The 16,479-nt window shown below is 60.4% G+C and carries 7 protein-coding genes; all 7 read left to right on the plus strand.

All coding sequences use genetic code 11. The features are described 5' to 3' along the window. The first annotated feature begins 26 nt into the window (after positions 1–26). The 7 genes from MNQ95_RS07455 to MNQ95_RS07485 all read left to right on the plus strand — a co-directional run bounded on the left by MNQ95_RS07455 (position 27) and on the right by MNQ95_RS07485 (position 16,126). A complete protein-coding gene (locus MNQ95_RS07455; protein WP_241954266.1) occupies positions 27–1,637 on the plus strand; it encodes an ATP-binding protein in 1,611 nt (536 codons plus the stop codon). A gap of 128 nt (positions 1,638–1,765) precedes the next feature. Further along, positions 1,766–3,667: a Druantia anti-phage system protein DruA gene (locus tag MNQ95_RS07460; protein ID WP_241954267.1), complete on the plus strand. Its 1,902-nt coding sequence runs from the start codon at positions 1,766–1,768 to the stop codon at positions 3,665–3,667. Positions 3,668–4,613: 946 nt separating this feature from the next. After that, a complete protein-coding gene (locus tag MNQ95_RS07465; protein ID WP_241954268.1) occupies positions 4,614–5,360 on the plus strand; it encodes a hypothetical protein in 747 nt (248 codons plus the stop codon). Then, positions 5,357–7,399, plus strand: coding sequence for a hypothetical protein (locus MNQ95_RS07470; RefSeq protein ID WP_241954269.1), 2,043 nt, complete (start codon positions 5,357–5,359; stop codon positions 7,397–7,399). Before MNQ95_RS07465 ends, MNQ95_RS07470 begins: the two co-directional genes overlap by 4 nt. Next, positions 7,399–8,412 (plus strand): hypothetical protein, encoded by a 1,014-nt coding sequence (locus MNQ95_RS07475; protein WP_241954270.1) that lies wholly within the window; start codon positions 7,399–7,401, stop codon positions 8,410–8,412. Before MNQ95_RS07470 ends, MNQ95_RS07475 begins: the two co-directional genes overlap by 1 nt. Next, positions 8,412–14,378: a DEAD/DEAH box helicase gene (locus MNQ95_RS07480; RefSeq protein WP_241954271.1), complete on the plus strand. Its 5,967-nt coding sequence runs from the start codon at positions 8,412–8,414 to the stop codon at positions 14,376–14,378. The genes MNQ95_RS07475 and MNQ95_RS07480 overlap by 1 nt, the downstream gene beginning before the upstream one ends. Next, on the plus strand, positions 14,378–16,126 hold the full coding sequence (locus MNQ95_RS07485) for a DNA/RNA helicase domain-containing protein (RefSeq protein WP_241954272.1): 1,749 nt from the start codon (positions 14,378–14,380) through the stop codon (positions 16,124–16,126). The genes MNQ95_RS07480 and MNQ95_RS07485 overlap by 1 nt, the downstream gene beginning before the upstream one ends. Positions 16,127–16,479 lie beyond the last annotated feature (353 nt).

Below are 16,479 nucleotides of genomic sequence, written 5' to 3' on the forward strand. Positions count from 1 at the left end.
CTCTCCTGCTACCAGGTAAAAAGAACATGAGTACAGCCACGGACGCCAAGACCCAGGATTGCTCCATCATTGCGCTGGACAAGTTTATTCAGGCCACGCGCGACTCGGGCTACAAAAGTACCGCTGCCGCGCTGTCTGAGCTGGTGGATAACTCAATCCAAGCGGGCGCCACAAGGATTGCGATCAAAATCGCGATGACGGATGCAGAGAGTGGCAATGGAATTGAGGTTTCGGTTTTGGACAACGGTTGCGGCATGGACCCCTTCACGCTTCGACAGGCGCTGCGGTTTGGAGGTAGCACGCGCTTCGGAGATCGCAGTGGACTAGGGCGCTATGGCATGGGTCTTCCCAATGCCTCGCTCAGTCAGGCGCGCCGCGTAACCGTTTATGCCTGGCAGTCAATTGGGTCTGACGCAACTGCTGCGACAAGAATGACCACCTGCGGTGGGTTGGCTAAGCGTGTCTACATGTCCTACCTGGACGTAGACAAAATTGTGCAAGCCAAGATGGTTGAAATCCCGCGACCCATAGTTGTCAAAAGCGCGCCTCAAGAGTGTGTCGCCCCTTCAGGCACGTTCATCAGGTGGACGCATTGCGATCGGCTCGACAATCGGCGCGTTTCAACCATCGTGCGAAAAGTCGAAACAGAGCTTGCGCGCCGCTTCCGTCACTATCTGAGGAAGCGATTGAAGATCACGATCAATGGTGAGGCCATCAAGGCCTTCGATCCGCTACACCTCTATTCCGACGCAGAACTCAGTGGGGCCAGCCTCTTTGGTGAAGAGCTTCGGTACGAAGTTCCGGTAAATCCAAGTGACCCAAAGAATACGGGTTGGGTGAAAGTGCGTTTCTCAGAATTGCCAGTTCACGAGTGGCACAAGCTCTCGAACGATGAGAAGAGGCGCTTTGGAATCTCCCGCGGATCAGGCGTGTCAATCGTCCGTGCAGGCCGGGAGGTTGACTACGGGTGGTTCTTCATGGGCGGAAAGAGTCGTGAAAACTATGACGATTGGTGGCGGTGCGAGATCCAGTTCGATCCAGTGCTGGATGAGGCCTTTGGAATTACGCACACGAAGCAGCAGATTCGTCCCCTGGCCCACCTGATCGAGGCTATTACGCCGGATCTAGAGGCAACGGCCCGCGAATTGAGTAGACGAGTGCGCAGGGCTCATCAAAAGGTGAAGGCTGGAGACGACCGTTGCTCGGATTCGGAGCGCAAGGCTAGTGAGCGCGAACACTTATTGCGGCCATTGCCGCGCGAGGTAAGTTCTTCCGCCAAGACCCTGATGAGGGACTTGAAGAAATCTCACCCGCTCCTGCGGAGAAAGCACCTCCATTCAGTGCGACGGTACCGAATCATCGAGGCTCCCACTAAGGACAAGAGCTTCTTCTCCTACGCGCGTGACGGCGAGCAACTGATACTTGTCCTAAACCCGTACCACCCCTTCTACCGGGACATCTACAAGCCGCTGGCTGAAGGTGAGAGTCGCCGTGATCAGCAGTTGCGTGCAAGCGTAGAGCTGCTGTTGCTGGCAGCAGCCCGCAGCGAGGCGGCTGCTGGGTCGGATGGCGCGACGATCGCTAGGCAGCGCTTGGAATGGAGCCATGCGCTTGCCGCATTCTTGAACGACAAATGACCAATACGAATAGACCAGTTTGGACACCACTAAAGCCCCCGCTTCGCAGCGCGGCTTCACGTCAGTCTTTTGCCGCGCATGCTCGTTCTCTGGTTAGGGCACAGAGGGCTCAGGATAGCGGGGAGGCATTGAGTCGCAAGCGCACGGAGTTCGCAAAAGCCGCCCTTGCCTCGGGTTACATCGACAAGCAGGTGTTGCTTGCCGTCGGCCTCATCCTGTCGGACTTAGCGATCCAGGGTTGGCGAATCCGCGTACGCAGCCAAAGCGTTGCTGTTTGCCCGCCGTTGATCGAGTCCGAGAATCGCGGCGCGGAGAAGGCTCGCATTCGGAGGCAGGAACTGGTGAAGCGCGATGCGCAACTGCGTCAGCCTTCTGTGCAGGCGTTCCTGCGATCTATGGAGCGATCGCGGTTGTTTGACCACAACTTCGTTTCTATTTTCTCTTTGATGAGAGATGGGCGAGAGCTTGCAGACAAGTTGCGGGCGGCGCGTTTGCATCCGGCGAACGGGCGGGACGTTGCCTTGAGCGGAGTAGTCGATCCGTACATCGAATTTGTGAAGACGGAAGCCTCCAAGTGCGCGCATACGGGTATGCGCCTGATGGATATCTGGCGCTACTTCAGACACAACTGGAGCAATCAGTACACCAGCGTCCCGGGTCGAAGCATGCTGTTCATGGTTCGCGATAAGGCAGCGCCGCTTCACCCGGTTATCGGAATCGGGGCGCTGTGTAGCCCTATCATGCAACTGCGGGAACGCGACGAGTGGATTGGGTGGCAGCCAGAGGCATTTTTGGCGCACGTGCGGGCCAACCCTTCGCAGCGGCTGGCCAAGTGGTTTGTGGAGACACTTGACGGCGCCATATCCGAGGTCTACATCGACGACTTCATTGAAGACGGAATTCTTACCGCCCGCGATCTAACGGCGCCTGGAGAGGGTGCGATCGGTCGTCTCTTGGCAGAAGGGCTAGAGCAGCGCGAGTCTCACCACAGATTCGCGCGCCAGCGTGAACACAAGCGCTTCCACTCCAACGTTGAGGATAAATGGGTAGAACGTGCGCGTTCACACTTGTTCCGTAGCAAGCGAGCACTGGCCCTCGCATCCTACCTACGTATACGCGCTGTCCTAAAGGAAGCTGGTAAAGGTCCATTTACTGCAGAGCGGTTGGAAACCTTGGCCGGTTCCCCACGTGGTGTTGATGCCATCAAGAAGATTCTGCGCAAGGCAAAAGGCGATCGCGTCGGCATCTGTGTGGCGGACATTAGCGTTTGCGGTGCGGTCCAGCCTTACAACGCGATCTTGGGTGGCAAGTTGGTGGCCATGTTGGCAGCGAGCCCCGAAGTCGCCCTCGAGTACCGACATCGCTACAGTGATGCGCAAAGTGAAATTGCGTCGGCCATGGCTGGTCGGCCGATCCGGCGGGCGCCGCATCTCGTTCTCCTCGGGACGACATCGCTCTATGGAGTAGGCTCCAGCCAGTACAACCGCATCCGCGTGCCCTGTGATCGACTGGGCGGGGCTACCGATGAGAACTTGCGATACAAGGAGCTAGGCCACTCTGAGTCCTTCGGGACATCGCAGTACGCGGATGATACGGTCGAAGCTCTGACCGAGCTTGCACAACAGAGCGCTAATGGCTCGCGTGTCAACAGCATTTTTGGAGAGGGCGTAAGCCCAAAGCTGAGAAAGGTTCGGCGGGGCTTGGAACTGCTTGGGTTGCCGGCAGACGTCCTGCTAAGACACTACCGACACCGCATCGTCTACGGCGTCAGCCTTATACGAAACCTAAGAGACTATCTGTTGGGCCTCGATCCCGAGCCCAGCTACTTTGTGCCCGTCGACGCAAGTGCGTCTGCGACGGCGCAGATCGGAGCTTGGTGGCTTGAGCGCTGGCTGCGAAATCGCATTGAGTCCGACGAGGTATTGGCCGAGGTCGAGCGCCACACGCTGATAAGGCCTGTGCAGCATGGGGCGCGAGTGCCCGTTCTGCCAGAGGGGAATCAGGCTTCGCTGCTCTCGGTTTCCGAGTAAGGCCGGGGGCGGCGACACGGACTAAATATAGTCGTTAGAATCGAAAGAGGGGGAGGGGCATGTGGACGAAGCGAGGGACCTTTACAGCAGAAAAGTCGTAGCGGCTAAGGACGCTTCGCCGCTACGCTTTTACGAATGTCCCGGATGCGGTGGTCGAGTTTATCTGCCGGACGTGTCCAGTCAGCGTCCGCATTTTCGCCACTACCCTGGCGAAGGTACCCCCGCATGCGACCAGTACTTCCCGGGCGCTGGCAGTAATGGCGAAGGCCGTGCGCAAGTCGTTGTCGCCGTTGAAGAGGATCCGTCTCAGCTGGGCCTTCTTTTGGCCCAGTTTGATGGCTGTTGGGGTTTGGGCCTCCGCTTGCCAGAAATCCCACACGAAGAGTTGGGAGAGATCTCGCTGGGCGCGCTGCGATCAGGTTTTGTAGACGTCTATGCGGGAAGCGATCACCTCCGGCGAGTTAGTGCGTTAGACCTGCGGTCCGGGGTAGGCATGGCACGCGTCGATGTTATGCCGTGCCTACAGATGTTCCGCACCGAGCCGGCCGGTTCATGGCCGAGCACCATTGATACGCAGCGCTGGCACCTGAAGTCCGAAGGCCTGGAGGCCACGGGAACGCTTTTCCGCCTTCGCCGTGGAGAGTGGGTGCGCCTTCTCGCCGGCTCAGGAGTTCATCAAGAGGAGACGCTCCTCGTACTCGCCGACACGCGATGCTCGCTTCCTAGTTCAATCGTGTCCGAAACCCACGCCCAGATTCGCAGCAGGGGCCTGCATTGGGCCATCTGGGAGGTCCGGCTTCCGATTGAGCCCGTTGACAGCGTGACAACATGGCTTGCTCGACTTGGTCATGAGTTCGTTCCCAGGCCCTGGAGCGTAGAGCTCGCTACTCCGCCGCGCGCGCGCGGAGAACACGGCGAGCCCATTTTCTGGGTTGGGGACTCTCCAGTGCTTACGCTGGATGCTCCTCAAAGCGATGCGGAGGCTATGGTCTCCTTCAAATTCGCTACAAATTCTCAGAGCGCCAACGTCAAGGTCTCCGAGAGCCGATGCGCTCGTGTGGCGATCAAGTCGCAGGAAGCCGGACTCACGCGCTTTGCAGTCTCCGCTGAGCGAAGCGCGAACCTCGACGTCACGTTCGTGCAGCGACCCTCCCGCGTCACGTTGCTTGACGAGTTAAGAAAGACGCCAAGGCTCCGCGTCTGGATCGGCGAGCAGATCATCGAAGCCTGGCGGGGCTCGATGCACAAGGTTTTCGTAGCCTCGCGTTCCCTTCCGGAAGTTCGCGTCGACTTGGGAACGGACGGCGGGCGAATTCGCGTCACGCTGTTGGTACGCGGGAAGCATCGCTCCATCCGTGGCCTTGATGCTCGCAATGCGGCGAGAACCATCGAAGCCGCACTTTCTACCGCTTCGCGCATCGAACTTGATGCAGGAAATCTTGGGCGAGTGGAGATCATCCCCAAGCTCGAAGGTGCTGACGGTGCTCGAAAATGTCCCGCGAGCGACCGCTTGTCTTGGCACCACCACGTAGTGAGCCTTGAGACTCTCCCGAAAGAACTTACAACGCCAACGATCTATGCGCTGCCGAGCGACGGTTCATCGCTCGTCGCCAGATCAGTGGGTGCATCCGTACTTATTCCTACTCGACTAGCTCTACGGCGAAGCCGTAAAGATGGAGGTTCTCGTTCATGAAATTGGTTGGCGTCGTGCAGTGGAAGACACGAGATAAGACCGGAAACCCAATCGCAGGAGTGCGCCCCCTTGTCGAACTTCAGAAGGCCGACTGGCGGGCCGTTGATGCGGACGATGAATTTCCGTCGCAGGGCCAGGTCTTTTGGCCCAATGCGCAGTCCGCCGTAGAAGGGGCCCTGGTCATCTTCCGCGCCGAGCCGAACCTTGGTCAAAAGGACGAGTTTAAGGTTGTCGATCCGAAGTCCGTCTGCGAAGTGCTCGACTTGAGAAGTTACGGCACCGCGGTCGATGTCCGAGCAGCGCTGGCTTCTGGAATCAAAGTGTCTGTGCCCATGGGAACGACGGCCCGCGTTTTCGCATGGTGCAAACCCGACGAATTGGTCGGACCAATCGAATTGACCCTCGGGACAAATGGCTCCGTTAAGCTGAGTGGTGCAAATCTTCACCACCTGCCGGCGTCCTCTGGAGCCCATGTTAGATCGGTAATGGTTGATCGCAGCGAGCGTCTGTTGCGCGTCGACGATAGCGCTCCTTCGAGATACGTCGACTGGGACGACGATCATTTGGTTCTGCGTCGAGCACTTGAAGCTGCAGTTCGGGTGGAGAAGCAGGCAGGGCGCGAGAAAGTCCTGACGAAGAAGCAGATCGAGGATGCTGCTCGCGCGTTAGTCACGCAGGGCGTTGGTCCTGACGCGCAGTTGGACCGCTACCGCCTCGAACGGGCGCTCGCACTGCTCGAGGACACCGAACTAGTCACAAGTCAGGCTAGCGATCTGACAGAACTCCTGCGCGAACATCCGGCAATCAAACTGGCACTCGATGCGCTTAGCGCCAAGGTGCGAGCGGACGTAGAGCAGATCGCTCGCGATGACCTCGAGCAGCAACTTGCGCGCGAGCGAGCTGATCTCAAGACGACAACGGAGAGTCGCGATCGAGCAAAGGCGCAACTCGACGCGAGCGAACGGGAAGTCCGTAGTGCGGAAGAGCGGCTTACGGAGCTCCGGAGTCAGGTTGCAGTCGCCGGTAGCGAGATTGAGGCGGCGGTTGATGCGCGAGTTCTTGCAGCGCTTGATCGCCCACTGGAATTGCTCGCGGAGGTCGGAGTATTACGGCCGCTATTGGGTGCCGTCGGAAGCCGCATTTCGACCAACCCGACCGCGGGGGCGCCAACGAATATTCACTGGCCCAGTTCGCGAGGCGAGGACATCAAAGACAAAGCCATGCTTCGGCGAATGCTCACGAATGCAGCGCGCGTCCGAGGTGTCGAACCTTCGTTGATGCTGCAACTGCACGCGTCAGTCTCGGCGGCGTTAGTACCAATTACGCTCGGCCCTAGCTCGCTTTCGGCGCTTACGGCTTACGCGCAGGGAGCATGTGGCGGCCGACTTCTAGTCATCCATGTCTCGCCTACAGCACTACAGCCGCGAGATTTCGAAGAGGTTCCGGGCGGCGGTCTCCTGGCTGCCGCCAGAGCCGCAATGGACGTCGACGGGGTTTCTCTCGTTATCCTTGAAGGGGCAAATCGCTCGCCACTCGAGGCCTCGATGTTGCCGCTCCTCCAGATGTCAGAAGCTGGCCTCTCTCCGATTTCTTCCGCTCGCGGTCTTCGAATTGCCGCTACGCTGGTCGCTGGCGCAACAACGGTCCCCGTCACCTCGCAGTTGTGGAGTCACGCAACCGCCATATATCCAGAGCCCGGGTCCAACTCTGGGCAGTCTGCGATCTCGCCGGGGACTATCTCTCTGTCAAGCGAACTCTTCGCTCTTGGCGATGTGCCGACCGAAGTTGTCGATGCGCTCATCGACGTTTGGCCGGACTGCGGTGAATTGCGCCCTGTTCTCGGGCGCTTTGGCTCGGCGCTGAGCCGACTTTACGACGAGGAGCCACGCGTCACCGAAGCACTCTTACACGGCCTCATCCTGCCGTACGTCGCAACCTCGCTGAGTGCTGAAGAGCAGGTAGATGCGCTAGGCAGGGTGGAGGATAAGGATGGGGCTATCGCCCTTGCGCTACGGCGGCTGCGACGGAGACTCTGCTAGTGGGCTTTGATGTCCTTCGTACGCCGCAACAAGCTGCCCAAGAAATACAGCTCAACATTGGGTCCGAGAGCCGCTTCGAGGCCCTACGGGCAACAATTTGGGGCAACGCCGCCGCCGCGAGCAAGATCCATGTTAATCGCGTGCTCAACTCGGCTCTTCCGACGTGGCGAGTCCTCTCTCAGCGCGCGAGCCTGAGCGAGGAGGCGCTTCGTGCTGAACTACGCGATGCACTTTCAACACTGCAGGAGACGGGTGATCTGCTCGAGTTCAGCGGTGGCTACTGGGCACCGGCGACGGCGCGATTCGTTGAGCTTCCAGACGGAGCCGGGTATCTCTTAATTGGTGGAGTCCCATCAGCGTTTCTACCGATCGACCCAGAGACCATTCAGTACCACGGGCCACACCGTTATTTTTCAAAAATTCCCACTGAGTTGGCCACCGCCCTTCCCATAGAGGATCTCAAGGCCTGGTCGGGACTACCGAACTCCTCTCTTGAGCACTGGCACCGAGAGCTGATCGAGTCCATAGATCGCCAGCCATACGCACCGACTGTCGCCGATGTGTTCGAGTTCTACCTGCCGGAGAACGTCAAGCCCGGAGCCCCTCAGTTCACGCGTTGGTTCGAGAGTGCCGGTAGCACCAGTTCCACGCTGTTGGCACGTCGCGCCAGGATCTATGGCGCGCGCGAATACCGACTGGTGGACGTTCGCTCGGGTCGGATTATCAGCGCGTGCGAACTCCACGACATCGATGTCCGGCGTCTGATGTACGCGATTGACCTCGCCGCGAAGAATCCCGTCCGCGCACGTCCCGTGGATCACCAGACATGGTTGTTTATGAGCGAACTTCCGCGCGCTGAGCAACGCACGTTCGCCGCTTTCGGAACACTAACAATTCCCGAAGACCGACCTTTCGAAAGAAGGTGGACGTTCTTGCGAAACGAAGAAATCGCGCTCGACATGCTGCGTTCCCTTGGGATCGAGCTCGGGCAACAATACCGAGAGAATCGCTGATGAGTAAACAGATCGAGCTTGGCGTCAATGAGGTCGCGCAGAGAATCCACCTACGACTGCGCAGGTATCTCGAGGCCCAGTACCACATTCGGAACTCCGCGCTCATCGAAGAGCGGCGTCTGCTTCTCGAGGAGCCCGGCGGAATCTCGCAGCGACCGTTCATTGAGGTCACACCGTCGTACGCCGTGGCGGGAAGCTTCTCTGGGCTGAGTGCGCCTACGCTGATAACGGAACTCTTGCAGGAGTTGGTCGGGTGGGGGATAGGCGTCTATCCGCCGTACCGTCATCAGGCCGACGCCCTCGAGCAGTTCTTTGCGAAGGGAGCGGAGAGCGACGATCTTGTCGTAGCGACGGGCACGGGCTCCGGCAAGACAGAGACCTTCCTCTACGCCATCCTCGGCGCTCTCGCGCTCGAGGGCACGGAGCGGCGCTCGTCTTTCGCGCGGTATGGCACGCGCGCCTTGCTGTTGTATCCGATGAACGCCCTCGTCAGTGACCAGACCGCGCGCTTGCGTCGCCTCCTGGGCAACGAGCGGCTCGCAAGCATGATCGAAGAGCGTTGGGGACGACGCGCACGCTTCGGCATGTACACGAGTCGCACGCCGTATCCGGGCGTACGCTCCGGCACGAAGGATCAGCGCCACCTAGACGCCCTAATTGGCTACTACGAAGGGCTCGAGACGTCCCCGAACGCCGAGGAACAGGCGCTCGTTGCCGAGTTGAAGAAGCGCGGGCGCTGGCCCGCCAAGGATGTCGTGAGCTTCTATGGTCGGGACCTCGAGGAAACGGTCCTCGTAAAGAGCGGGAAGCGTGCCGGAAAGGAGAACACACTTCACCACTGGAATCAGCGCTTCCTGACGCAGCCCAACGACCGCGAGCTACTCACGCGGCACGAGATGCAGAAGCAAGCTCCCGACCTTCTCATCACCAACTACTCGATGCTCGAGTACATGCTGCTCAGGCCTATTGAGCGACCCATGTTCGAGCAGACGCGCGCATGGCTGGCTGCCGATCCGAGGAATCAGTTCCTCCTGGTTCTCGACGAAGCGCATATGTACCGTGGCGTCGGCGGCGCTGAGGTTGGACTCCTGATTCGCCGGCTCCTGTCGCGTCTTGGCATTGGGCGCGATCGGCTTCGCTGCATCCTTACGAGCGCCAGCCTTGGCACGGGCCCGGATGCAGAAGAGGCGGGGCGTAAGTTCGCCCGGGACCTCACTGGCGAGACAAGCAAGAAAGGCTTTGCCGTCATACGCGGCACGCGCGAAGCGCGATCCGGTGTTCGACCTGGCACCCGCGAAGAGGCGAGCGCCCTTGCAGCCGTGAGTCCGACGATCTTGGCAGCGGCGGGATTCGCTCCTGATGAGGCCAATGCAACGCTGGTTGAAGTGGCCGGGCGCCTTGGCTGGACTTCACCACCCACCATTCTGGAAAAGGATGATCTCGCGACGCGCCAACACGTATGTCGCTCGCTCACTGGCTTCGGCCCACTCGAACTACTACTGGAGTTAGCGTCAGGAAACGCGACCGCATTCGCGGAACTGGCCAGAACACTCTTTCCTCAGAGTGAATCTGCGGAGGCCGAGCGGGCCACTGACGGCCTACTTGCACTCGGCACCTTTTCTCGACGCACAGAACCAGGACGAGAGGAGCAGCCGCTCCTCCCGACGCGTGTTCACCTCCTCTTCCGCGGACTCCCACCGCTTTACGCCTGCATTAATTCAAATTGCACTGCGCGGCGCACCACGTCACAAGAGACGCTCCTTGGTCGCCTCTATGTCGAACCGCGCACGCAGTGCGAGTGTGGCAGCCGCGTGTTCGAAATCTTTACGCATCGCGATTGCGGGGCTGCCTACCTGCGCGTATTCGCAACTAGCCCCACGCCCGACTTCCTCTGGCATGAGCGAGGCGGAACATTGACCGAGTTTGGTCGCCCACTCCACGAACTTCATCTGTTCCTCGAAGAGCCACACCCAGATCAGCGAGGTTCGGTTGCCCCATTGGTTATCGACGTCCAAACCGGGCGAGTGCTTTCCACCGCGAATGCAGAGACCACCGGTACGCGACTTTGCTATCGAGCCCACACGCCCGCTGAAAAGGTCACGAACACAACGACGTTTGGTGTCTGTCCGGCGTGTACGCGGAGGACGCAGTCCGGTGGCTCCCTGAAAATTATGGACCTCGCGACGAAGGGCGAGCAGCCGTTTGCGAACCTCGTGAGGGAGCAGTTCGTCTCGCAACTCGCCACCAAGGAGTCGAGCGAGCAACATCCGAACGAAGGTCGTAAGGCACTCCTCTTCAGTGATGGACGGCAGAAGGCGGCTCGCCTTGCGCGCGACCTGCCGCGAGAAGTTGAGCGCGACTCGTTCCGCGAGGCGCTAGTCCTGGCTTGTCAGGAACTCGCCAAGCTCCCAACACCCCAACCTGCGATCCTCGACGAAAACCTGTACGCAGCGTTCGTAGCGGTTTGCGCCCGTCATCACCTTCACTTCTTCGATGGCCACAATCAGAAGGCATTGCTCGAGGAGTGCGCACGGTTCCGCAAGGACTACGACGATCTCGACATTGCCCTCGCCGACAAGTGGCGTCCGGCGCCGCCGACGCGGTTCCGCACCGCACTCCTTCGTCAGATCGGCGATCCGTACTACTCTCTCGTAGCGGCATGCGCGGCCGTAGTTGATGCCGCCCCCGGGAAGATCCGCGTCCTACAGAAGCGACTTGCCGGCGTTGCCAACACCTCGGTTATTGAAGAGGCCGCGAACGCATGGCTTCGCGAGATGCTTGGTCGCTACGCCTTCGACCCCGCCCTCGGTAAGGACGCGCGTCTTGATGAATTCGGCTACTTCCAACCGATTCGAGCCGCTGATGGTCTAAAGCAGTTCTTTGAGCGCCTTCGCGCGCGAGCCGCACTAAGCAGCAGTGCCGTGGACCGACTTCGTGAGGAGTTGTTCGAAGTCTTCACTCGAGAGGCCCCTTCCGGCGACGACTCGGGCCGTCTCGTCGTGACTGATGGAGTGATCCTTAGGCTTGCACTCGACGATGTTTGGCTGCAGTGCGCCATCTGCGGTCACCTTCAGGACAGGCCGTTTCTCGGTGCCTGTGGGAATTGCCAGGACAAGCGACTCGAGCAGCGCCCACCGGACCACGAGTACATGAGCTCTAGGAAAGATTTCTTCCGCGAGCCGCTACGCGCAGTTCTCCGTGGGGAGAGGCCGGTCCATATCACAGCCGAGGAGCACACCGCGCAGCTCTCCCAGCGGGACGCAGGTGTCGTCTACGCAACGACAGAGGAATTCGAGTTGCGCTTCCAAGACGTGCCGTTGGGACCCGACAAGCCGCCCGTCGACATCCTAAGCTGCACAACGACGATGGAGGTCGGCATTGATATCGGTTCGCTCACTGCCGTCGGGCTCCGAACGGTTCCCCCCCAACGCGAGAACTACCAGCAGCGCGCAGGCCGAGCTGGCCGTCGCGGCACCTCGGTCTCGTCTGTCCTGATGTTTGCGCAGGGCGGCGCCCACGACGCGCACTACTTCGCCAATCCTGAAGCGATTATCAGTGGGCCGCCGCGAGAACCTCGACTGAAGGCCGACAACCCCCGCCTGGCGCGTCGACACGTTAACTCGCACCTGCTGCAAACGTTCTTTCACTCGCGGCTGGATGAGCTCTCTGCAGAAGAACAGGCGGAAATTGCTGCGCACCGGCCCGGCATCATGAGCGCGTTCGGCGATGCCAGAGAGTTCTTCGATGGAGCTAGCGAGTTCTCTTTCTCGGAGTTCGAGCAGTGGATGCGAAAGAGTGTACTCACTCCGAGGAGCGCTGTAGTGGACGAGGTGGCGGACTGGCTTCCAGTTGCCATCTTCGAGACGGGGCTCCCTGAGGAGAAGCGGAAGTTCGTGCGAGAGGTGGCTGACACGCTGCTTCGTGCTCTAACGCAGATTCGCGACGAGCGTCTCGGATCGGCGAATGGCCAAGGGAACGTCAGCGGTGCTGATGCGAACGACGATGCCGAGGGGCTCCTCGACCTCTGCTTCGACCGCGGGCTTTTGCCGTCTTACGCGTTCCCCACGGACCTTGCTAGCTTCGTCATTCACGAGTGGGACAAAAGCAACTCGCGCTGGCGAGTCAATGTCGCCGAGCGGCCTCAACTCGCAAAGGCACAAGCGCTGAGCGAGTACGCACCCGGTCGCCTACTTGTGGTGAACAAGCGGACCTATCGCGTCGGGGGCATCTTCGTCGACGGACCACCGTCGGCCGCGCCTGCAGCTGCGCTGTTCGCACAGCCGCTAAGTCGCTACGTCGGATGCTCGCGCTGCTCCTTCATCTCAATCGAGGGGGGGAATGCTCCTGCTCGCACAATCGAGGGGTCGCCCTGCCCAGTGTGTCGGACGCCACTTTTCGTGCGCGACTACCTCGACCCGCCTTCGTTCTCGCCGGAGGATGGGCGCGCGTTGCGCGAGGGCGATCGTGAGCAGGACATCACCTTCGCGTCGACGGCGCAACTTCCCGAGATTACTGGACGCGAGGAGTTCGACTGGAGCGAGGGACCGGGCGTTAACCTGAGTCATGCGTACGGCGAGGATGTCCTACTCGTCGTCGCAAATAAGGGTAAGGATGCCGCGGGATTCAGCGTTTGCGAGAGCTGTGGCGGAGCGTGGATTGACGGCGACGAGCCAGAGGGTTCACACGCGCGTCCATTTCTCGTGCCAAGTCACATCCTCGAACGGGAGGGGGCGGGCAAGAAATGCAACGGAGACGTGCGACGTGGGCTATTCCTAGTACACGACTTCCGAACCGACTTGTTGCTGCTGCGCGGCGTATTCCGGCTGCCCTTAGCCTTTCAGCCGGAACAGCCCTGGCTCTACGATGGTCTTGCGACGCTAGCAGAGGCGCTTGCTCTCGGCGCCAGCCTCCATCTCGATATCGATCCCGGTGAGCTCTCGGCGGGGTTTCGATTGCTGCCGGCGCTTGTCGACGGAGACGAGGGGGTCGCCGAGCTCTATCTCTTCGACACAGCCTCCGGTGGCGCGGGCTATGCCGCGGATGCAGGCGAACAGTTGCGGCAGGTGCTCGACAGGACGGACCAGTTGCTGCGCGAATGTCCTGGGCACTGCGAGCGTTCCTGTACGAAGTGCCTCCGTCATTATGGCAACCGCTTCCTGCACGGCCGTCTAGACCGTCGCCTTGCACTTCAGTTGCTTCGGTACTTTCGCACAGGCACGGCCCCGCCATTTGCGGCTGCAGCGGAGCAGGCTCGTGTGCTGCGCCCTCTGGCGCGCTTCCTTGAGTTGGAAGGGTGGACGACATTAACGGACTCGAGCGGTGCCCTGCGCTGCGATGGACCGCGCTCGATGACTATCGGCGTCTACCCCGCGCTACTTGCGAGTGAAACTGCCGTTGCTTCTCTGGGAAACACTCTGAGTGTCATTCTGCCCGACTACCTCGTCGAGCACGATCTGCCTTCGGCATACCAGCGAGCCACGGGACTGAGCACCGCAGCGAGCAGTACAACGCAGCGTCCGGCGCCAACACTGGCGAAGGGACGTGTCGTGGAACTGCCGGTGAAGGATCTCAGGAGAGCGGACCAGGCAGTCACAGTTGGCAAGGTTCGACTCGTGGCTGACGTCGACCCAAATGAGGGAGCATTTGCCGTTCGCGTCCCAAATCCTGGACTCAAGAACGCGGGGTACAGCGGCGGAGGATGGCTCGTCGTTCGACCGGTCGCTCCAGCAGATTTGGGTCCAGCGTCGTGGCTAGTCGTCCTGAGGGCGCGCGGGAAGTTTTGTGCCACGGGTGCGGACTGGACGATCGCGCATGTCAAGGAACTGCCCGGTGATGAGACTACGCCGTCGCGCTTGCAGGTGTCCTATGGGAGTGCAACCGGTAAGGAGTTCCGCCCCGAGCGACTCGATCATGCGGAACTGTCACTTGCCGCCACGGTCGTGTGCCACGCCGATGAGGGCCACTGATGGCGCGCTTCATTCCTGACGTATCGAGTGAAGACATCCTTCACGATTCGGAGCGGGTTGTGTACGAGGCGCTGCGCGGGCTGCCGGCGGGTTTCGTGGTCCTGCACTCGTTTCCCTGGCTTCGCCAAGCACGTGACCTTGCGGGCGAGCCGCTGCGCGAAGGCGAGGCCGACTTCGTCATCCTGCACCCCGAGCGGGGTCTTCTGGTCCTCGAGGTAAAAGGTGGCAGACCTGAGTTGGCAGGACGCACCTGGTCGCGCGGAAGAAAACCGCTTCGAGATCCGTTTGACCAGGCGAGGCGTAACCGTTACGCGCTTCTCGACGCTATCGAAGAGCGAACTCGTAAGCGAGTCCACAGAGGGATGTTTGCGCACGGCGACGTAGTTGTGTTTCCCCACGCCAAGTTCACGGGAGATCTGCCCGTCAACAGCGATCCTCGAATTCTCGTAGATGCTTCAGACATCTCGAATCTTCCAGCGCGAATTGAGGAAGCGTTCAAGGCATGGGCCCGTTGCGAGACACACCTTGCCCCGCGCCAATTCACGGAAATGCTCGATGCCCTGATGCCAAAACTGCGCCTCATGCGGTGCGCCGGGGCGGACGTAAGTGCGGAGCGCCATCGGATCGTTCAGATCACGCTCGACCAACGCGCGACGCTGTTGGGGCTGCTTGAGAACGAGCGAGTGCTCGTGGAAGGAACCGCCGGCTCGGGTAAGACCCTTCTCGCCCTCGAGTTTGCCCTCACACTCGCTGACCGCGGCGAGCGCGTCCTGTTTCTCTGTTACAACCGACATCTCTGCACATGGCTACAGGAGCAGGCGAAGCAAGATCCGCGAGGTCAACGGAACGGCGGACGTCTCGAGATCTCGACGTTCCACTCTTGTGCACGGAGCTTTGCGAAACGCGCGCGCGTTGATTTCGATGTGCCGAGCACCAATGAGCAGGCGTTCTGGGATGATGAGGCGCCGCTAATCATGGAGCAGGCTCTAGAGGTCCTTCGCGCGCGAGGTCAGGCCGAGTCTTTTGATGCCATCGTCGTCGATGAGGCACAGGACTTTGCGCCCGACTGGTGGGTGACCATCGAGTCGCTGTCCCGAGCAGGACAAGCGGGGCGCCTCTATGCATTTCTCGACTTAAGCCAGAGCCTACGTGGCATTGGGAAACTGCCCCCGGTCCCCCTCCCGGCTCGCTTCCGGCTGGCGACAAACTGCAGGAACACTAAAGCCATTGCTCGAAGCGGGGCCTCGCTTGCCCGCGTCGATGTGCGCCTTCTACCTGGCTCACCTTCAGGAGAGGCACCCGGAATTCGGCGAGCGGCGTCGACCGCTGCCGAGGCTGGCCTCGTGCTGGCCGAGGTGCGCCAATTGCTGCAGCAAGACATCAAGCCCGAGCAACTCGCGCTCATCGGTCCTGCGTCCTACGCGAGGGGTTCCCTCGCGCGTCACGCTGAGGTGGACGACGTTCCGCTCATTGACGACGCCACCGATTGGAGGCGAGGAGCTGGAATCCTCGTGACGACCGCCCGCGCCTTCAAGGGGCTCGAGGCTGATGTCATTATCGTCTACGGCCTCGGTGACTTCGGTGCGCTGTTCACACCAACGGATCTCTACGTGGCGTGGACAAGAGCGCGACACCGCCTCGTCCTGGTGTGCCAGGCGGGCGATGTGCGCGCGGAAGCCGAAGCAGCACTGGCAGAGGCCGAGCGTCTAGCCCGCGCCGAGCAAATTTCGGATGAGGCGATGCGGTAGTCACTCGCGCGCTCTTGGCCGAGCATTCCAGCGATTCTCACAAGAGTTCGACGAACGATCAGGCCGCACCTCGAGACGCTATTCGTGCTTTGACACCCAGGTCTTCCGCCCAAGAGCGACTTTTTCCTCCCGCCGGTGAATATCGATGCGAGTCCGCGAGTTTCGCCCACGAGCGCAATTGGTGCTCCTCGTCGAAAGCCGTCGCCTGAACTGCCGGCAGGTCCGTTCCAAGTTTTTTCATCCACATATCACCCCAATGAAGCCGGAGGGACTGGCTTAGCGTTTGGACGCTCCGCGTCGACCGTCCATCAAGGGTGATGTTGAAATGAAGCATAAGGTTGAGGCGATCTACT

The organism is Pseudoxanthomonas daejeonensis, from assembly GCF_022637495.1.
Classification (GTDB): Bacteria; Pseudomonadota; Gammaproteobacteria; order Xanthomonadales; family Xanthomonadaceae; genus Pseudoxanthomonas; species Pseudoxanthomonas daejeonensis.